General features: G+C 75.3%; 14 protein-coding genes. 5 read left to right on the top strand and 9 right to left on the bottom strand.

Annotated elements, in window-relative coordinates; all coding sequences use genetic code 11:
- Positions 1-148: 148 nt before the first annotated feature.
- Positions 149-1,111, bottom strand: a complete 963-nt coding sequence (locus ACI79U_RS18545; RefSeq protein WP_457068279.1) for a proline dehydrogenase family protein — start codon at positions 1,109-1,111, stop codon at positions 149-151.
- A gap of 109 nt (positions 1,112-1,220) precedes the next feature.
- Here ACI79U_RS18545 and ACI79U_RS18540 point away from each other — a divergent pair, with 109 nt between their 5' ends.
- From ACI79U_RS18540 to ACI79U_RS18530, 3 genes are all read left to right on the top strand, one after another.
- On the top strand, positions 1,221-2,363 hold the full coding sequence (locus ACI79U_RS18540) for a PucR family transcriptional regulator (protein WP_457068281.1): 1,143 nt from the start codon (positions 1,221-1,223) through the stop codon (positions 2,361-2,363).
- A gap of 117 nt (positions 2,364-2,480) precedes the next feature.
- Positions 2,481-3,137, top strand: coding sequence for a biliverdin-producing heme oxygenase (locus ACI79U_RS18535; protein ID WP_457068284.1), 657 nt, complete (start codon positions 2,481-2,483; stop codon positions 3,135-3,137).
- Positions 3,134-5,515, top strand: coding sequence for a SpoIIE family protein phosphatase (locus tag ACI79U_RS18530; protein ID WP_457068286.1), 2,382 nt, complete (start codon positions 3,134-3,136; stop codon positions 5,513-5,515). The genes ACI79U_RS18535 and ACI79U_RS18530 overlap by 4 nt, the downstream gene beginning before the upstream one ends.
- Positions 5,516-5,534: 19 nt before the next feature.
- Here the strand turns inward: ACI79U_RS18530 and ACI79U_RS18525 are convergent, their stop codons facing one another.
- The 3 genes from ACI79U_RS18525 to ACI79U_RS18515 form a co-directional block, all read right to left on the bottom strand.
- A complete protein-coding gene (locus ACI79U_RS18525) occupies positions 5,535-6,155 on the bottom strand; it encodes a class F sortase (protein WP_457068289.1) in 621 nt (206 codons plus the stop codon).
- A gap of 29 nt (positions 6,156-6,184) precedes the next feature.
- Positions 6,185-7,228 carry an ice-binding family protein gene (locus ACI79U_RS18520; protein WP_457068291.1) on the bottom strand — a complete coding sequence of 348 codons (1,044 nt, stop codon included), beginning with the start codon at positions 7,226-7,228 and terminating at the stop codon, positions 6,185-6,187.
- A gap of 182 nt (positions 7,229-7,410) precedes the next feature.
- Positions 7,411-8,460, bottom strand: coding sequence for an NAD(P)-binding domain-containing protein (locus ACI79U_RS18515; protein ID WP_457068294.1), 1,050 nt, complete (start codon positions 8,458-8,460; stop codon positions 7,411-7,413).
- A gap of 132 nt (positions 8,461-8,592) precedes the next feature.
- On the opposite strand from ACI79U_RS18515, the gene ACI79U_RS18510 reads away from it, so the two are divergent.
- Positions 8,593-9,582: an ATP-binding protein gene (locus ACI79U_RS18510; protein ID WP_457068297.1), complete on the top strand. Its 990-nt coding sequence runs from the start codon at positions 8,593-8,595 to the stop codon at positions 9,580-9,582.
- A gap of 68 nt (positions 9,583-9,650) precedes the next feature.
- Here the strand turns inward: ACI79U_RS18510 and idi are convergent, their stop codons facing one another.
- Complete coding sequence (gene idi, locus ACI79U_RS18505; RefSeq protein WP_457068300.1) at positions 9,651-10,202, bottom strand: isopentenyl-diphosphate Delta-isomerase; 552 nt, start codon at positions 10,200-10,202, stop codon at positions 9,651-9,653.
- Positions 10,203-10,355: 153 nt separating this feature from the next.
- Here idi and ACI79U_RS18500 point away from each other — a divergent pair, with 153 nt between their 5' ends.
- Positions 10,356-12,899, top strand: coding sequence for an EAL domain-containing protein (locus tag ACI79U_RS18500; RefSeq protein WP_457068303.1), 2,544 nt, complete (start codon positions 10,356-10,358; stop codon positions 12,897-12,899).
- A 77-nt stretch (positions 12,900-12,976) separates the two neighbouring features.
- Here ACI79U_RS18500 and ACI79U_RS18495 read toward each other — a convergent pair whose 3' ends face one another.
- The 4 genes from ACI79U_RS18495 to ACI79U_RS18480 are packed head-to-tail and all read right to left on the bottom strand — an operon-like array spanning position 12,977 to position 19,289.
- Positions 12,977-14,083 (bottom strand): enolase C-terminal domain-like protein, encoded by a 1,107-nt coding sequence (locus tag ACI79U_RS18495; RefSeq protein ID WP_457068305.1) that lies wholly within the window; start codon positions 14,081-14,083, stop codon positions 12,977-12,979.
- Positions 14,080-14,379 carry a hypothetical protein gene (locus ACI79U_RS18490; protein WP_457068307.1) on the bottom strand — a complete coding sequence of 100 codons (300 nt, stop codon included), beginning with the start codon at positions 14,377-14,379 and terminating at the stop codon, positions 14,080-14,082. Before ACI79U_RS18490 ends, ACI79U_RS18495 begins: the two co-directional genes overlap by 4 nt.
- 26 nt (positions 14,380-14,405) lie before the next feature.
- On the bottom strand, positions 14,406-17,498 hold the full coding sequence (locus ACI79U_RS18485; protein ID WP_457072819.1) for an FAD-binding and (Fe-S)-binding domain-containing protein: 3,093 nt from the start codon (positions 17,496-17,498) through the stop codon (positions 14,406-14,408).
- Positions 17,499-17,501: 3 nt separating this feature from the next.
- A complete protein-coding gene (locus ACI79U_RS18480; RefSeq protein ID WP_457068312.1) occupies positions 17,502-19,289 on the bottom strand; it encodes a thiamine pyrophosphate-requiring protein in 1,788 nt (595 codons plus the stop codon).
- Positions 19,290-19,330: the final 41 nt, after the last annotated feature.

Genomic DNA, 19,330 nt, shown 5'->3' with positions numbered 1-19,330 from the left:
CACGACGACCTCCACCACCTTCCCCGCGCCGCCGACCCGCCCCCCCCCCCCCCCCCCCCCGGCCCCCCCCCCCCCCCCCCCCCCGCCCCCCCCCCCCCCCCCCCCCCCCCCCCCCCCCCCCCCCCCCCCGCGCCCGCGGGGGGGGGGGTCAGGAACGGGTGGCGAGGGAGCGGAGGAAGAACTGCAGGTTGGCCGGGCGCTCGGCCAGGCGGCGCATGAAGTACCCGTACCAGTCGGCGCCGTAGGGCACATAGGCGCGCACGGCGTGCCCCTCGGCGGCCAGCCGGGCCTGCTCGTCGGGGCGGATGCCGTACAGCATCTGGAACTCGTAGCTGTCGCTGGCGCGGCCGGTCTCGGCGACCAGGTCGAGCATCTGCTGGACGAACCGCGGGTCGTGCGTACCGGCCATCGGGTACCCGTCGCCGCGGACCAGTACTTCCAGGCAACGGCCGTAGGCGGCGTCCACCTCCGCCCGGTCCTGGTAGGCGACCGAGCCGGGCTCGTGGTACGCGCCCTTGACCAGCCGCACCCGCGACCCGGGGACGGCGAGGGCGCGGGCGTCGTCCTCGGTGCGGTGCAGCATCGCCTGGAGCACCGCGCCGGTGCCGGGGTGGTCGCGGCGCAGCTCGGCCAGCACGCCGAGGGTGGAGTCGACGGTGCGGGCCTCCTCCATGTCGAGGGTGACCGTGGTGCCCAGCGCCGACGCCGCCTCGACCACCGGGCGCACCAGCTCCAGCGCGAGGTCGTCGCCACCGACCGGCAGCGCCTGGCCGAAGGCCGACAGCTTCACCGACACCTCCGCCCGCCGGCCCAGACCGAGGGGCGCGAGACCCTCCAGGGCGGCGAGGTAGGCGTCCCGCGTGCGCTGCGCCTCGGCGCGGTCGGTCACGTCCTCGCCGAGGTGGTCCAGGGTGACCGCCACGCCCTGGTCGGTGAGCGTCCGGACGACGTCGAGCACCTCGGGCAGGGTCTCCCCCGCCACGAACCGGTCGACGACGCGCCGGGTCACCGGCGTCCCGGTCACCACCCGGCGCAGACCGGGGCGACGTGCGGCGGCCCGCAGGGCCTTCGAGGTGAGCACGAGCGCCTCCGGGGCGAGTGGGCCGAACACCGTTGTGTGCCCCACGACGCTAGGGACGCGGGCTCGCCCGCACCAGCGACAGACGTAGGGAAACCTGCTCCTCGCTTCGTACGATCGTATGAACGACGGGAGGAGCCCGGTGCGCGACGACCTGCAGGACCTGGTGGACGTGGTGTCGCGGCTGCTCGCGGCCCCGGCGACCCTGGAGGACCGCGACTTCACCCTGCTCGCCTTCTGCGCCCACGGGGGCGACGACGGGGACGGCAAGGGCGACGGCGTCAGCACCATGGACGCCGTCCGCACCCGGTCGATCCTCGGCCGCGGCTCGACCCCGCAGGTCCGCGCCCGGTTCGAGGAGCACGGCATCACCACCGCGACCGGACCGCTACGGATCCCGGCCGACCCGGCCGCCGGCATCCTCACCCGGCTCTGCCTGCCGGTGCGCTCGGGCGACCGGCTGCACGGGTGGCTGTGGCTGCTGGACGGCGGACGCACCGACGTGACCGATCCGCGCGCACCGGGGCTGGCCGAGGCGCGGGAGCTGGCCGCGGAGGCCGGGCGCCTGCTGGCCGGGGCCGGCTCCGGGACGGCCGAGCTGTCCACCGCCCTGCACACGGCGCTGACCGCCACCACCCCCGACCGCGCGGTGCGCCGCCTGGCCGACGCCGTGGGCATCGGCACGCCGGTCACGCTGGTCGCGCTGTGCCCGGGCGGGGCCGGGCTGCCCGCCGGCTGGACCGCACCGGGCGCCGGTGCGGTGAGCACCGTGCTGGACGGCGGCGCCGTGGTCGCCGTGCTGCTCGCCCTCACCGGCGGCGGTGACCCGCGTGCGGCGGGCGCCCTGAGCGCCGCGGCGCTGGCCGGCCTGCCGCCGGGCAGCACGGCCGGGGTGGCCGCGCCCCGCACCGGCTGCGCCGAGCTGGCGGCCCAGTGGCGGGAGGCCCGGATCGCGGCCCGGGTCGCCGCGGTCGACCCCCGGTTCTCCCCCGCCGCGTCGTGGACCGAACTGGGCGCCTGGCGGCAGGTGGCTGCGCTGCCCGGACCCGACCCGGTGCTGGCGCCGCTGCTGGCCGACCCGGTGCTCACCGCGACCGCCGCCGCGTGGCTGGACTGCGCGGCCAGCCCGCAGCGCGCGGCCGCGCAGCTGTGCGTGCACCGGCAGACGCTGTACTACCGGCTGGGCCGGATCGAGCAGCTCACCGGGCTGGACCTCAGCGACGGCGCGGACCGGCTGCTGCTGCACCTCGGGGTCCGCGCCGCCCAGTTGATCAACGCCAGTTGATCGACGCAACGACGCCGACGGCGGACCGACACCCTCGTGACCTACCCTGAGGGGGTTGAACCAGCAGGAGACGCGCTCCCCGGGACCGGGGCCGACGCCGTGGACGACGGGGGCCGGGTGACCGACGACGTTGACGTGCTGCGGCGGCTGCGCACCGGGACCGCCGCCGAGCACCGGGCCGTCGAGGACACCCTGGATCTGCTCGACCCGCGGCTGACCCGCGCGCGCCTGGTCGCCGCCCTCACCCGGATGCACGGGTTCTGGCGCGCCGCCGAGGCCGGCCTGGACGCCTGGGCCACGGCCGAACCGGCCGACGCCGCCCGGGTCGAGTGGTCCCGCCGGCGGCGGTCGCACCTGTTCGCCGCCGACCTGACCGAGCTGGGTGCGCCGCCCGCGGAGCCGCCGGCCCAGCCGGAGCTGGTCGCGGTCGCCGGCACCGACGAGGCGCTGGGCCGGCTGTACGTGCTGGAGGGGTCGACGCTCGGCGGGGTGTTCATCGACCGGCACCTGGCCACGCTGCCGGAGGTGGCGGCGCCGGGCGCGCTGCGGGCGTTCTCCCCCTACGGCGCCGAGACCGGGGCGATGTGGCACGCCTTCCGGACGGTGACCCGGGAGCGGGTCGCCGACGGGGGCGACGCGGGTCGCCTGGTGGCGGCGGCGCGGGAGACCTTCACCGCGCTGGCCATCTGGTGCGGCGCGGTCGGCGTCGAGCGGGGAAGCTCGACAGCGGTGCCGCCGCAGGGGCAGGTCCGAGGGAGCGAGGTCACCGCATGACCGATCAGGCGCGGACCAGCCCGTGGCTGGCGCCGGGGGAACCGGTCGACCTCGGCAACTGCGAGCGGGAGCCGATCCACGTCCCCGGGAGCATCCAGCCGCGCGGGGTCCTGCTGGCCGTCAGCGAGCCGGACATGGTGGTGCGGCAGGTCTCGCGCAACCTGGCCGACGTCGTCGGGATGGCCTGGGACGACGCGCTCGGCCGTCCGCTGACCGAGGTGCTCGGGGTGCCCGCCGCCGAGGCCGTGGCCCGCTCGACCAGCGCCTTCGGCGACCTGCGCGAGCGGAACCCGGTGGAGCTGATCCTCGACTGCGACGGCACGCCCTGCCCGGTCGACGCGATCCTCCACCGGGCGGCGCACCGCGCGGAGGACGTCCTCGTGCCACTGAGCGACGGCCCGCCGGTCAGCGGGCAGGCGGCCGGCACGGTGGTGGCCAGCACCCTGGTCGTGGAGCTGGAGCCGGCCTCGGGCCCGCGACCGTTCTCCTTCCCCAACACCTACCAGGCGGTGCGCGGCACGATCGCCGAGCTGAACCGGGCGACGTCGCTGCAGCAGCTGTACGACATCACCGCCGAGGCGGTGCGCACGCTGACCGGCTTCGACCGGGTGATGGTCTACCGCTACGACGCCGACTACAACGGCGAGGTCGTCGCCGAGGCGAAGGTGGCCGGGCTGAACTCCTTCCTCGGCCTGCACTACCCGGCCTCGGACATCCCCGCCCAGGCCCGGGCGCTGTACGAGAAGAACTGGGTCCGGCTGATCGACGACGTGGACTACACGCCATCGCGGCTGGAGCCGGTCGACCTGCCGGCCACCGGTGCGCCCCTGGACCTGACCTTCTCCACGCTGCGCAGCGTCTCGCCGATCCACTGCGAGTACCTGCGCAACATGGGTGTGCGCGCCTCGATGTCGATCTCCCTGCTGCGCGACGAGAAGCTGTGGGGGCTGATCGCCTGCCACCACTACGTCGGCCCGCACGCACCGCCCTACGCCACCCGGGCCGCGGCCGAGTTCCTGGGCTCGGCGCTGTCGCTGCGGCTGGTCGACCGGGCGCAGGACGAGGAGCACCGGCGCGCGCTGCAGGTCCGCTCGACGATGGCCTGGCTGACCGCGGCGGCCCTGGACGAGGACCGCCCGCTCTCCGAGAGCCTGCTGGGCAGCCCCGGACTGCTCGACGTCGTCCCGGCCGACTCGGTGGTGCTGAACCTGCAGGGCACCACCGCCGCCGCCGGCGTCCCGCTGCCGGCCACGGTCGTCAGCGCCCTGGCCGCCTGGGCAGCCGAGCAGGGCAGCGACGTGGTGAGCACCGACCGGCTGCCGCTGGTGGCGCCGCACCTGCCGGCACCGGCGGAGCTGGCCTGCGGCGTGCTGGCCCTGCCGCTGCCGGAGGGCCAGTACGTGATCTGGACCCGCGCCGAGCAGGTGCACTCGGTCGACTGGGGCGGCGATCCGCACAACAAGGCGATCGCCGAGCGCGAGGGCGACGCCGTCCGGCTGTCGCCGCGGAAGTCCTTCGACCGCTGGCGAGAGGTCGTGCGCAACCGCTCCGAGCCGTGGTCCCCGGCCCAGCTCGACGAGGTCGGCGACCTGCGCGCCAACCTGCTGGAGGCGCTCTACGCGCGCAGCCGGCGGGTGGCCCAGGCCGCGCTCACCCTGCAGCGCAGCCTGCTCTCGGAGCCGCCGTACCTCGACCACCTGGACTTCGCCGTCCGCTACGAGCCGGCCGCCCGCGAGGCGCAGGTCGGCGGCGACTGGTACGACGTCTTCCAGCAGCCCGACGGCAGCACCATGCTGGTGATCGGCGACGTGGTGGGCCACGACACCGAGGCCGCGGCCTGCATGGGCCAGCTGCGCGGGCTGCTGCGCGGCATCGCCTTCGACAGCGCGGAGAGCCCGGGCGAGGTGCTGGTCCGGCTGGACCGGGCGATCGAGGGGCTGCAGCTGAAGACCATGGCCTCGGTGCTGGTGGCCCGGCTGGAGCAGACGCCGCAGGAGCGGGCCGACGGGGTCACCCGGCTGCGCTGGTCCAACGGCGGGCACCTGCCCCCGGTGGTGCAGGACCCCACCGGGGCGGTGCGGGCGCTCGACGGGCCGCACCCGGAGATGCTGCTCGGGGTCGATCCCGGCGCCCCCCGCCGCGAGCACGTCACCACCGTCGCGCGCGGTTCGACCGTGCTGCTCTACACCGACGGCCTGGTCGAGCGCCGCGACCAGGTCTTCGACGAGGGGGTCGAGCGGCTGTGCGCCGAGCTGGCCACCGTCGGGGGCTGGCCGGTCGACGACATCGCCGACGCACTGCTCACCCGGCTGCTGCCGCACGGCGCCGAGGACGACGTCGCGCTGATCGCCGTCCGGCTCGCCGACCAGCCCGGCTGAGCGAGGACGAGGAGCGGCGTCAGGCCGGCGCGACCAGGTCGGCGAAGACGATGGTGTTGTCGCGGTAGCTGTCGGCCTGCTGGTCGAAGATCCCCCCGCAGGTGATCAGCCGGAGCCCGGCGTGGTCGAGGTCGCCGTACACGTCGGCGGTCGGGAAGGCGTCCTTGTCGTACCGACCGACCTCGCGCACGGCGAAGACGGCGGTGGTCCCGTCGGTGCGGAGCACGCTGATCTCGTCACCGGGCACCACGTCCCGCAGGTCGGCGAACACCCCCGGGGCCCCGGCCCAGTCGACGTGACCGGCCAGCACGGCCGGGCCCCGCTCGCCGGGGGTGGGCGCCTCGGTGAACCAGCCGGCCGGGAACCCGCCGGCGGGGACCTCCATGGTGCCGTCGGCCTGCAGCCCCAGGTCCATCAGCTCCGAGTCCACGCCGATCGCGGGGATCCGGACCCGGACCGGCGCGGACTCCGGCAGCACCACCGGCAGGTCGGCGCCGGGCGCCGCCCTGTCCGACGGTGCGGTGACCGCCGGTTCGGCCACCGGTGCGGTCGACGCCGCACCCGCGCAGCCGGCCGCGCCGAGGGCGAGCAGCAGGGCCAGCCCGGCCAGCCACAGCCGGACCGACCGCCGGGCGCCCACCCGTGGGACGGCCGTCGCGCGCCCGGACGTCACGGCGTGCGGAACGCGTGCTCCCCGAGGGTGCTGCCGTCCCCGGTGTCCACCGCACCGACCGGCACCCGGCCGACCTGCCCGTAGGTGGTGGAACCGGACGTCCTGCCGGCCGACGGCGCCGTGGCGGGCGCGCTGCCGCTCGGGGTCGCCGTGGGCGCGGGGGTGCCGGTCGGCGTCGCCGTCGGGCCGGGGGTGCCGGTCGGCGTGGCCGTCGGGCCGGGGGTGTCGGTCGGGGTGCTCGTCGGCGGCGCGGGCGGAGGCGGGGTCACCACCACCGGCGTGACAGCGCCCGTGCGGCAGGTGTCCGGCCGGGTGATCACGTTCGTGTCCAAGGAGACCGCCGCGGTGCTGGCCAGCACCCGACCCTCGACCCGGGCGAGCGTGCCCAGGGTGATCGCGGTGTCGGCCAGGATGGTGCCGACGAAGTCCGAGTTGCCGCCCAGCGTGGCCGAGCTGGTCACCTGCCAGAAGACGTTGCAGGCCTGCGCGCCGTTGGTCAGCGCGACGGTGCTGTTCCCCGCGGTGATCAGGTCACTGGTGGCCTGGAAGATGAAGACCGAGTCGTAGCTGCCCCCGCCGTCGAGGGTCAGCGTGCCGGTGAGGTCGAGTGTGGAGCCGCTGGAGTTGTAGACGCCGGCGGACAGGTCGAGCCCGCCCAGTTCCCCGGCGGCGACCGGCGTCCGGGGCGTGGCGTTGGCCGCGATGGTGAGCGCGTTCGTCAGCGCGGTCTTGGCGTCCTGGGTGACGGAGTCACCACCGTGGTTCGTGCTGCCCGGGGCCAGGGTGATCCCGCCGTCGATGGTCGTGGTGGAGAAGCTGCCGATGTCACCGGTGACGGTGGTCGCGCCGGTGTTGGTGATGCCGGCGCCGGCCAGGACGGCGAAGCTCTGCGCGTCACCGAGCGGCACGGCGGTGGCCGCCTGCGCGGTACCGGAGAGCCCGGCCCAGAGTCCGAGGCCGGAGACCGCGACCAGGCTGGTCGCGACGCCCGCACGGCTGAACCGGCGGGTGGAGGGGAGTGTGCTGGGGACCGACGCCACGTCGGCGCTCCTGTCTCCGGCGCAGGGAGCGCCGGACTCGCGGTGCGCTGAAGACGTCATCGGCGTGGATGCCGGTGCTCGAGGTGCCCTCGCCCCCGACACTACGCACAATGTAGTCGCAGGATCACTCATTGTAGTTCCAATGGGTGACGTACCCACCTGCTCCGTTCGGCAGGATGTGTTCAGGCCGCGACGTCGCCGCGCAGCGTCCGGAGCAGTTCCCGGGCCGCGCTCGGGCCGGCCCGGTTGGCCCCGATCGTGCTGGCCGAGGGGCCGTAGCCGACCAGGTGCAGGCGTGGCTCGGCGACCACCCGGGTGCCGTCCATCGCGATGCCGCCGCCGGGGCCGCGCAGGTGCAGCGGCGCGAGGTGGTCCAGCGCCGCCCGGAAGCCGGTGGCCCAGAGCACGGCGTCGGCGCGGACCGTGCGGGCCGGGGAGTCCCAGGCCACGCCGTCAGGGGTGAGCCGGTCGAACACCGGCAGCCGGTCGAGCACCCCGCGGGCCCGGGCGGCGAGCACCGCCTCGGTCTCCAGCAGCCCGGTGACCCCGACGACACTGCCCGGCGGCAGCCCGGCACGCACCCGCTGGTCGACCAGCGCCACCGCGGCCCGGCCGGCGTCCTCGTCGAACCCGTCGCTGCGCCAGCGTGGCTCCCGCCGGGTCACCCAGGTGGTCGCCGCGGCGACCTCGCTGATCTCGATCAGCTGCTGCACCGCCGACGTCCCCCCGCCGACGACGACCACCGCCTGCCCACGGAACTCCTCGGCGCCGCGGTAGTCGGCGGCGTGCAGCTGCCGGCCCCGGAACAGCTCGCGGCCCGGGTAGGTCGGCCAGAAGGGGCGGGTCCAGGTGCCGGTGGCGTTGACCACCCCGCGCGCCGTCCACTCCCCCGCGCTGGTGTCGAGCACGAAGCCGTCACCGGTGCGCCGCACCGAACGGACGGCGACCGGCCGCCGCACCGGCAGCTCGAAGCGTCGCTCGTAGCCGGCGAAGTAGTCGGCGACCACCTCGCTGGCCGGTGCGGCCGGATCGGTCTCGGGCAGCGGCATCCCCGGCAGCGGGGAGATCCGGTGCGTGCGGTCCAGCCGCAGGGACGGCCAGCGGTGCCGCCAGGCCCCGCCCGGCCCGGCGTTCCCGTCCAGGACGACGAAGTCGGCCCCGGCCCGGCGCAGCCCGTACCCGGCCGACAGCCCGGCCTGCCCGGCCCCGATCACCACGACGTCGTTGTGCACGGCGGCTGCAACACCGTCGGTCGTCCGCCCATGCCGGGCGGTGTGACGTTCCTCCGCGCGATGTGTCCCGATCACGGTCCTCGGGCAAGACCCCCTCGTCGAAGCAACCGACGAAGGAGGCGGGCCCGACCCGTGGAGCGCGCCCAGGAGCAGGTGGTCCCGTCACCGACCCCGGAAACACCGGGGTACCGGCACGTCGGCTACGTGATCCGTCCGGGCGACGACGTCGCCACCGTGGTGGGGCCGGTGCTGCGCGCCGCCCTGGACGCCGGTGAGCCGGTGGTGGTCGCCTGCACGGAACCGGTGGCCGGGGCGCTGCTGGCCGCCGTGGGCCGCCCGGGGGACGTGCACGTCCGCCCCACCGACCCGCTGGGCGAACGCCCTCCGAACGCGATCGCCTCGATCGGCTCCCTCGTCGACGGCGAGCTCCCGGACGACGGGCGGCGGCTGCACCTGGTGACCGGCCCCGGCGAGCCGGACGACTGGACGATGTGGGTCCAGACCGAGGCGTTGCTCAACCACGTGCTGGCCGAGCGCCCGGTCGACCACCTCTGCCTGCTCCGCCCGGCTGCCGGCGAGCCGGACGGCGTGGATGCGCAAGCCGTCGCCCGGGCGACGCACCCGTGGCTGCTGACCCAGGAGGGCACCGTGCGCAACCCCGACTACCGGGCGCCCGAGGAGCTGCTGCGCGAGGTGGAGCGGGCGGGGGTGCCCGATCCGCTGGAGGAGACCGAGCCCACGCTGGCCGTCATCGACCTGGACGACATGCGCGCGCTGCGCAGGGCGCTGCGCCAGGCCCTGGCCGACAGCGCCCTCTCCGAGGACGCCGCGCAGGACTTCGTGCTGGCCATCGACGAGGTGACCGCGAACGCGGCCGAGCACGGCGTGCCCCCGGTCGACGTGAAGCTGTGGTGCACACCGGAGCGGCTGCTGTGCGCGGTGACCGACCGGGGCACGTCCTTCGACGACCCGCTGGTGGGCTACGGCCCCGCCCACGGCGACATGGCCGTCGGCGGGATGGGCCTGTGGCTGGCCCGCCGGTCGGTCGACACCCTCACCACCACCCCGGCCGACGACACCGGCCAGGGCTGCACGGTCCGGCTCGTCGTCCACGCCTGCTGAAGGACCCCACTGCCCCCCACCACTCGCACGCTCGTGGCGGGGCCCTGCAGCGGGGCCGTTCCAGTACCTCACCCGGTGGTGGGCAGAAGGCCGGTGGACTCGATGAGCCGCGCCTGCTCCCGGCACCAGGGGGACCAGGCGTCGTCGAGCTGGGCCTCCTGGCGGGCCCGGAACTCGGCCCAGTCCAGCACCTCCCACGCGCCCACCTCGGTCGGGTCGGGCGCGGGCGTCCCGGTGAACCGCCCGATCCAGACCGGGCAGATCTCGTTCTCCACCACGCCGCGGAACACCGCCCGGTAGCGGTAGTCCGGCAGCGCCGGGCGCAGCTCCGCGACCCCGAGGCCCAGCTCGTACCGCGCCCGGCGGGCGATCGCCGCCGGGTCGTCCTCCCCCGGGCCCGGGTGCCCGCAGACCGTGTTGGTCCACATCCCGGGGAAGGTCTGCTTGTCCTCGGCGCGGCGGGTGACCAGCAACCGGCCGGCGTCGTCGAACAGGTAGGCGGAGAAGGCCCGGTGCAACGGGGTCTCACCGTGGTGCACCAGCGGCTTGGGCAACGTGCCGATGGCCGTCCCGTCCTCGTCGACCAGGACGATCAGCTCGTGCGCCGGGGGTGCCACCACGGGGCCATCGTCCCCGACCGCGGCGATCGGCGCCTCCAGGGGCTCATGACGACGCCGACCCGGACGGGTGAGAGGCCATCGCCCGCACCGACGGACATGATCATCATTCCTCCCGACGATCGCCGCACGGCGGTCCGGGGAGGACGGCGGTCGATGACCAGCACCGGGACGACCGACGCTGCGCTGCCTGCGCTGCCTGCGTTGCCGGCGCCCCCCGCCGCGCCGGACGCCGGTCCGGCGGTCACCACCCTGGGCGGCCTGGCGGTGCCGGCCCGGCTGGTGCCGCCGCGGGTGCCGCTGGCGGCCCTGGACGCCCTGTTCCGCCGGGACGCGGGGCTGCGCTGGGTGGTCACCGACCGGCCCGAGGCGCCGGTGCTGGTCAGCCGCTCCTGGTTCGAGGTCGCGATGACCGGCCGGCTCGGCTACGGCCGGCTGGTGCACGCCCGGCGCGAACTCCCCGACCTCGGGGTGCCCGAGACCCTCTGCTTCCCGCACGGCGCCCCGGTGCCGCAGGCAGCCGCGGCGGTGGTCGAACGCCGTGCCGCCGGTGACACGCTGCTGGACGCCGTCGTCGTGACCGGTCCGGGGCACCGGCTGCTCGTGGTGCCGGTGACCGCGCTGTTCGAGCACCTCGCCCAGCAGTACGCCTGGCAGGCGCTGCACGACCCGCTGACCGGGCTGCCCAACCGGATCTCCCTGCTCGAACGGCTCCGGCAGACCGGCAGCCACGGCGTGCTGTGCTACATCGACCTCGACCGGTTCAAGGACGTCAACGACCACCTCGGGCACAGCGCCGGCGACCAGGTGCTCGTGGAGTTCGCCCACCGGCTGCGCGCGGTGGCCCGCGCCGAGGACCTGGTGGTGCGGCTGTCCGGCGACGAGTTCGCCGTCGTCGCCGCGGCGCCGATGACCGCCGAGCAGAGCAGCGCGCTGGCCGAGCGGATCGTGCTCGCCGCCGCCGCGCCGTTCGTGGTCAGCGCGCTGGGCGCCGACGGCCCGGCCGAACACCTGGTGAGCCTGGGTGCCAGCGTGGGGGTGGCCAGCTCCGACGCGCGGGTGCCGGCCTCGATGGACGACCTGCTGCACCAGGCGGACCTGGCGATGTACCGCGCCAAGTCGCTGGGCCGCGGCCGGGTGGCGCACTTCGGCAGCGAGCTGCTGGCCGACGCGGAGGCGACCGACGTCGTCCGCGCCCGGCACGCGATGGAACGCCGGCTGCGGCACGCCATCGAGACCGGCGGCCTGGCGCTGCACTACCAGCCGGTGGTCGCGCTGCCGGGCGGGCAGGTGACCGGGGTGGAGGCGCTGGCCCGCTGGGACGACGCGGAGCTCGGCGTCGTCCCGCCCGACCGGTTCATCCCACTGGCCGAGCAGACCGGCCTGGTCGTCGACCTGGGCCGCTGGGTGCTGCAGACCGCCTGCCGGGAGGCGGCCGGGTGGCCGACCGGGCCGACCGGCGTCGCCGCCACGGTCGCGGTGAACGTCTCCGCCGTCCAGCTGGCCCAGCGGGACTTCACCGACGACGTGGTGCGGGCGCTGGCCGACAGCGGGCTCGCCGCCGAGCGGCTGTGCCTGGAGATCACCGAGACCGCCGCGATCACCGACCTGGGGGCCACCGCTGCCCGGCTCACCCAGATCCGCGACCTGGGTGTGCGGCTGGCGCTGGACGACTTCGGCGCCGGGCACTCGGCGTTGAGCCTGCTGCGCGCGCTGCCGCTGGACCTGGTGAAGATCGACCGGTCCTTCATCGAACGGGTGGCCAGTGACACCGCCGATGCCGTGCTGGTCCGGCTGGTGGTCGAGGCGGCGCACAGCCTGGGCCGCCGGGTGCTGGCCGAGGGCGTGGAGTCCGACGAGCAGGCCCGGCAGCTGATCGCGATGGGCTGCGACGCGGCGCAGGGCTGGCTGTTCGGCAAGCCGGAGCCGGCCTCCCCCGCGCTGGCTGCCCGGCTGGCCCGCCGCGCGGTCACCGGCCCGGCGGCCGGGGCCGATGGCAGCGCGGTGCTGCCGCTGGGCGGGACCGACGAGCTGGTCCTGGTGACCGCGCCGGACCTCCGGATCAGCTACGCCTCCGCCAGCAGCGGCGCCCTCCTGGGCTGGCTGCCGCAGGAGCTGGTGGGCCGGTCGATCGGCGACCTGCTGCACCCCGAGGACCTGGCCCGGCTGAACGCCGACCCGGGGCTGGCCGCGCGGGTGCTCGACGGCACCGCCGTGCACCGGTACGTGCACCGGGACGGCAGCCTGCGCTGGCTGGAGAGCGACACCCGGCAGTTGCGCGACGACGACGGCCGGGTGCGGGAGGTGCTGTCGGTGTCCCGGGACGTCACCGCCACCGTCGAGGCGCGGCGGGCGCTGGCGGCCAGCGAGTCGATGTTCCGGCACGCCTTCGACGACGCCCCGATCGGCATGACGCTGACCCGGATGGACGGGCGGCTGCTCCGGGTGAACAAGGCCTTCGCCGCCCTCCTGGGCACCACGACCGAGGAGCTGCGCGACTGCCGGGTGCAGGAGCTCACCCCTCCGCCGGACCGGTCAGCCGTCGACGGGCTCTTCACCGAGTTCATCGGGGTGACCGAGCTGTCCACGGCGTTCGTGCGCGCCGACGGCTCGACCGTGCCGGTCCTCGTGCGGGTGTCGGTCGTCCGGGACCGGGACGGGACGCCGACGTCGGTGTTCTCCCACGTCCTGCCCGGGTGACACGTCCTCCCCGGGTGACCCGGCTGCCCGGGTGACCCGGCTGCCCGGGTGACGGCACTCCCGCTGCCGTCGCGGGGTCACCCGACCCGGAGGTCGGCCAGGTCGGGCTGCCGGAGGGTGAGCCCGAGCCCGGGGGCGTCGCCGGCCGGGCGCACCCGGCCCGCCACCGGGTCCGGCACCCCGTCGAACAGCCGCCGCTCGAACCGGTCGTGGTCGTGGAACCACTCCAGGTGGCGCAGGTTCGGGGTGGCCAGCGCGAGGTGGGCGTGGAGGGTGGGCACGCAGTGGGCGGACACCTCCAGTTCGTGCCCGGCCGCCAGCGCCGAGGCCCGCAGCCACTCGGTGACCCCGCCGCACCGGCTGGCGTCCACCTGGAGGCAGTCGACCGCGCCCGCACCGCAGAGTGCGGCGAAGTCGGTCAGCCGGGCGCCGTACTCCCCGGCGGCGACGTCGGCGTCCAGCCGCTCCCGGACCTGCCGCAGCCCGCGGAGGTCGTCGGAGGAGACGGGCTCCTCGAACCAGACCACGCCGAGCTCGTCGAGCTCCCGGCCGACCCGGACCGCCTGCTTGGCGGTGTACCCGCCGTTGGCGTCCACCAGCAGGTCCACCCCGTCGCCGACGACCTCCCGGGCCAGCCGGCTGCGCGCCAGGTCGCGGTCCACCGCGGTGCCCCACGACTCACCGATCTTGATCTTCACCCGGTCGTGCCCGGCCGCGCGCCAGTCCGCCAGCTGGCGCCGGGTGGTCACGTCGTCGTAGGTGGTGAACCCGCCGCTGGCGTACACCGCGGCGTCCTCGCGCACCGCACCGAGCAGCCGTCCCAGCGGCACGTCGAGCAGCCGCGCCTTCAGGTCCCACAGGGCCACGTCGACCGCCGAGATCGCCATCGCCACCAGGCCCGGCGCGCCCGCGTTGCGGACCGCCCGGGCCATGGCGGACGCCGCGGCCGGCGGGTCGAGCACCGGGCACCCGACGACCACGTCGGTCAGCAGGCCCTGGACCACCGCCGCGGCCGAGGCGTCGGCGTAGGTCCAGCCCAGGCCGGTGACGCCGCCACCGCGCGCCTGCACGACGACCGCGGTGGTGGCGTCCCAGCTCAGCGTGCCGTCGGCCTCGGGCTGGTCGGTGGGCAGCCGGTACACGGCCACGTCGAGCGCCTCCACCCGCGCGTCGGACGTGGTCACCACAGCACCAGCCCGACGACCAGCCAGACGATCGCGACCACCAGCACGACCCAGAGGACGTCGGCGAGCAGTCCCCAGCTGCGCTCCTCCGCGAGCGCGGGGTCCGCGGCCGGGTCGACGGCGGGGTCGGCCGCAGGGTCGACCGCGGGATCGACCGCGGGGTCGCCGGCGACGGGCCGCCCGCGCCGGTAGGCGGACGGGTAGGGCGCCCCCCACCCGCGGTAGCCCCAGCCGTAGCCGAGCGGGATGAGGAACAGCAGCAGGACGAACAGGAACCAGAGCCAGAGCCAGAGCACGCGGTCTCTCCTCTCTCAGGTGGTCGTCAGGACGGGAGCAGGCGCCGGGTGGCCGCCACGGCGCCGGCCGTCACCGCACCGGCGGCCGCGGTGGCGCCGAGGACCGCGGCGGTCTGCGCGATCCGGCCCGGCGGCCGCGGGCGCCCGGCCAGCACCTGCTCGGGGTGCTCGGCCAGCCGCGCCCCCTCGACCAGGCCGGCGAGCGCCTCGGCGGTGTGCACCGCCCGCCGTCCGGTGTCGCCCTGCTCGATCTGGGTGCGGCAGCTGAAGCCGTCGGCCAGCACGACCGACCGCGGGTCGCCGTCCCGCACGGCGGGCAGCAGCACCTGCTCACCGCACGCCATCGAGACCTCGTGGTGGCCGGGCTCGAACCCGAAGTTCCCGGCGAGCCCGCAACAGCCGGAGTCGAGCACGTCGGTGTCGAACCCGGCCCTGCCCAGCAGCTCGCGGTCGGCGTCGAACCCCATGATCGCGTGCTGGTGGCAGTGGGTCTGCACCATCGCCGTCCGCTCGGCCCGGGGCGGGGACCAGTCCGGCGCGCGCTCGGTGAGCAGCTCGGCGAGGGTCCGGGTGCTCTCGGCGAGCCGGCGGACGTCGTCGTCCTCCGGCAGGAGTTCGGGTGCGTCGGCCCGGAACACCGCGGTGCAGCTGGGCTCCAGCCCGACGACCGGCACCCCGTCCCGCACCGCGGGGCCGAGTGCCTGCGCCGTGCGCCGCAGCACCTGGGAGGCCACGTCCAACTGGCCGGTGGAGATCCAGGTGAGCCCGCAGCAGAGCTCCTGCTCCGGCAGCCGCACCCGGAAGCCGGCGTCCTCCAGCACCGCGACCGCCGCCCGGCCGATGGCCGGGTGGAAGAACTCGGTGAAGGTGTCCGGCCACAGCAGGACCTCCCCGCGCCGGCCGTCTCCCCGCGGCCCGCGTTCCCGGTACCAGTGGGTGAACCGCTCGGCTGCGAACAGCGGCAGCTCCCGCTCGGTGGTCACCCCGCCCACCGCCTGCACCAGCCGGCGGAGCCCCGGTGTCTGGGTGGCGACGTTGACCAGCCCGGGGGCGAGCGCGGCGGCCCGGGCGACCAGCGGCAGCCAGCCCAGCGAGTAGTGGGTGCGCGGGCGCACCCGGCCGGCGTAGTGGTGGGAGAGGAACTCCGCCTTGTAGGTCGCCATGTCGACGTCGACGGGGCAGTCGCTCTTGCACCCCTTGCAGGCCAGGCAGAGGTCCAGGGCGTCCCGGACGGCGGTGGAGCGCCACCGGTCCCGGATGACGTCCCCGCGGAGCATCTCGAAAAGCACCCGGGCCCGGCCCCGGGTGGAGTGCTTCTCGTCGCCGGTCACCTGGTAGCTCGGGCACATCACCGCGCCCTCCGCGCCCGCGCCGAGGGTGGCCCGGCACTTGCCGACGCCGACGCAGCGGGCGGCCGCCTGCGCGAAGGAGCCGCCGTCCTCGGGGTAGCCGAAGGTCACCTCGGGCTCCCACGCGGGGTGGTCGTCGGTGAGCCGCAGGTCCGCGTCCAGCGGCCGGGGCGCCACCACCTTGCCCGGGTTCATCCGGTTCTCCGGGTCGAGCAGCTGCTTCATCCGCTCGAAGGCGCCGATCAGCTCCGGCGGGAACATCTTCCCGAGCAGCTCACCGCGGACCTGGCCGTCGCCGTGCTCACCGGACAGCGAGCCGCCGTAGCGGGTGACGAGGTCCGCGGCCTCCTCCAGGAACGACCGGTAGCCGGCGGCGCCACCGGGGGAATCGAGCTCGAACGGGATGCGCAGGTGCACGCAGCCGTGCCCGAAGTGCCCGTAGGTGGACGCGGGGGTCAGCCCGTGCCGGTCCAGCAGGTCGCGCAGCTCCGCCAGGTAGGACCCCAGGTCCTCTGGTGCGACCGCGGAGTCCTCCCAGCCGGGCCAGGTGTCGCGCCCGCTCGGCGGGTGCGCCGTCGCGCCGAGCCCCGCCTCCCGGAAGGCCCAGAGGTCGGCCTGCTCCGTGGGGTCCTCCAGCACCAGGACCGACGGCGGCTCCGGCGCCGCGCAGGCGTCGGCGATCAGCCCGTCCATCCGCCGGCCGAGCTCGTCGGGGTCGTCGTCGGCGAGCTCGACGAGGAGCCAGCTGTCCCCTTCGGGCAGCTTCTCCAGCGCCCGGGGGTTCATCCCCTCCTCGGCCTGGTTGCGGCGCAGCACGTCGTCGACGCCCTCCAGCCGGTGCGGCTGCCAGGGCAGCACCCGGGTGACCTCCCGACCGGCGGTCACCACGTCGGGGTACCCCAGCACGGCCAGCCGCCGGTGCCCCGGCAGTTCGGAGAGCAGCAGCTCGGCGCGCAGGACGGTCACCAGCGTCCCCTCGCTGCCGACCAGCGCGCGGGCCAGGTCGAAGCCGTGCTCGGGCAGCAACGAGTCCAGGTTGAAGCCCGACACCCGCCGCGGGATCTGCGGGTACCCGGTGCGGATCCGGGCCAGGTGCTGGTCCCGCAGCTCGCGGAGACCCCGGTACACCTCGGCCCGGCGCCCGCCGGCCTCGACGATCCCGGCGTACTCCTCCTCCGAGGTCGGGCCCACCCACATCCGGGTGCCGTCGGCCAGCAGCACCTCCAGCCGGGCGACCTTGTCCACGGCCTTGCCGTAGGTCTGCGCCGAGGCGCCGCAGGCGTTGTTGCCGAGCATGCCGCCGACCGTGCAGGTCCAGTGGGTCGCCGGCTGCGGCCCCCAGGTCAGACCGTGCTCGGCCAGCCGTTCGTCGAGGTGGTCCAGCACCATGCCCGGCTCGACGACGCACCGCCGGGCCCCGACGTCGAGGGACTCCAGCCGGTTGCAGTGCCGGCTCCAGTCCAGCACGACGGCGGCGTTGGTGGTCTGGCCGGACAGGCTGGTCCCGCCGCCGCGGGACAGCACCGGGACGCCGAACTCCCGGCACACCGCCAGGGCCGCCACGGCGTCGTCCACCGTGCGTGGCTCGACGACCCCCAGCGGAGGTGTCCGGTAGTTGGACGCGTCGGTCGAGTAGACCGCCCGCGTCCCGGCGTCGAACCGGACCTCGCCGTCGACCCGGCGGCGGAGCTCCGCCCCCAGCGCGGCGACGTCCGGGGCGCCGGGCCCGCCCGGACGGGTGGTGGGCAGGGGCAGCGATGCGGTCGCCACGGGTCAGCTCCGGTTGGGCAGGAACTCCTGGACCTTGGTCTTGGTGCCTTGCTTGACCACGCCCCAGGCGTCCTCGTCGCCCTTGAGCAGCGACTTGGCCGTGTCGGTCATCTGCTCCAGCGTCGCGTGCGGCGGGATCGGCGGGACGTCGGCGTCGCAGATCAGGTCGATCACCGCCGGCCGGCCCGCGGCCAGGGCGCGGTCCCAGGCCGGGCCCACCTGGTCGGGGTCGTCGACGGTGATCGCCTCGAAGCCCATACTGGCGGCGAAGGCCGCGTAGGAGACGTCGGGCAGGGTCTGCGAGTCGGCGAACTTGGGCGCCCCGCCCATCGCGCGCATCTCCCAGGTGACCTGGTTGAGGTCGTTGTTGTGCAGCACGGCGACGACCAGGCGCGGGTCGGCCCACTCCTGCCAGTAACGGGCGATGGTGATGAGCTCGGCCATGCCGTTCATCTGCATCGCGCCGTCGCCGACGAAGGCGATGACCGGGCGGTCCGGGTGGCCGAACTTGGCGCCGATCCCGTAGGGCACTCCCGGGCCCATGGTGGCCAGGGTCCCCGACAGCGAGCCGCGGTTGTCCGGCCCGAAGCGGAGGTGCCGGGCGTACCAGTTGGCAGCCGAGCCGGAGTCGGCGGTGACGATGGCGTTGCCGGGCAGCCGGCCGTTGAGGTCGGAGAACAGCCGCATCGGGTTCACCGGATCGGCGTCGGTGGTCGCCCGCTTCTCCATCGTCTCCCACCAGCGCCGGATGCCGTCCTCGATGCCCTCGCGCCAGGAGCGGTCCTCCTTGCGCTGCAGCAGCGGGATGAGCGCCCGCAGGGTGGCCGCCGCGTCGCCGACCAGGTTGAGCTCGTAGGGGTAGCGCATCCCGATGAACTTCGCGTCGTGGTCGATCTGGACGGCGCGGGCCTGGTCGTACTCGGGGAAGAACTCGCTGTAGGGCAGGTTCGAGCCCACCGTCAGCAGCGTGTCGCAGTCCTTCATCATCTCCCAGGTCGGCCGGGTGCCGAGCAGCCCGATCGAGCCGGTGACGAACGGCAGGTCGTCGGGGAGCACGTCCTTGCCCAGCAGCGCCTTGGCCACCCCGGCGCCGAGCAGGTCGGCGACCTCGACGACCTCGGCGCGGGCACCGCGCGCCCCCTGCCCGACGAGCATGGCCACCTTGCTGCCGGAGTTCAGCAGGTCGGCGGCGGCGCGGATCGAGGCGTCGTCGGGCACGACCATCGGTGCGGAGGTGTGCGCCCTGCTCGAGGGCACCATCTTGTGCTCGTGCGTCGGCGGGCTGTACTCGAGCTCCTGCACGTCCGCCGGGATGATGATCGCCGTCGGCGCGTGCTCCGCGGCCGCGGTCCGGATCGCCCGGTCCAGGACGTTGGGCAGCTGCTCCGGGACGTTCACCTCGTGCACGTAGTGGTGGGCGACGTCCTTGAACAGCGACTGCAGGTCGACCTCCTGCTGGTAGGAGCCGCCCATCGCGCTGCGGTCGGTCTGCCCGACGATCGCGACGACGGGCACGTGGTCGAGCTTGGCGTCGTACAGGCCGTTCAGCAGGTGGATGGCGCCCGGGCCGGAGGTGGCCATGCACACCCCCACCCGGCCGGTGAACTTCGCGTAACCGACCGCCTCGAAGGCGGACATCTCCTCGTGCCGGGACTGGACGAAACGAATGGCGTCCTGCTCACCGAAGGAGGCCAGGATCCCGTTGATCCCGTCGCCCGGATAGGCGAAGACGGTGTCCACCTCCCACTCGGAGAGGCGTTCCAGCAGGACGTCCGCGACTGTCTGGCTCATGGCGAGATCCCCTCGCGTCGACATCAGCGTCCCTCTTCGCG

Source organism: Modestobacter sp. SYSU DS0904, from assembly GCF_054051115.1.
The sequence above is the reverse complement of the archived record's forward strand: the minus strand, read 5'-3'. Positions and strand labels throughout refer to the sequence as shown.

Coding starts and splice junctions, on each gene's coding strand:
- ACI79U_RS18530 (WP_457068286.1), top strand. CDS start 3,134: ATGACCGATCAGGCGCGGACCAGCCCGTGGCTGGCGCCGGGGGAACCG.
- ACI79U_RS18500 (WP_457068303.1), top strand. CDS start 10,356: ATGACCAGCACCGGGACGACCGACGCTGCGCTGCCTGCGCTGCCTGCG.
- ACI79U_RS18480 (WP_457068312.1), bottom strand. CDS start 19,289: ATGAGCCAGACAGTCGCGGACGTCCTGCTGGAACGCCTCTCCGAGTGG.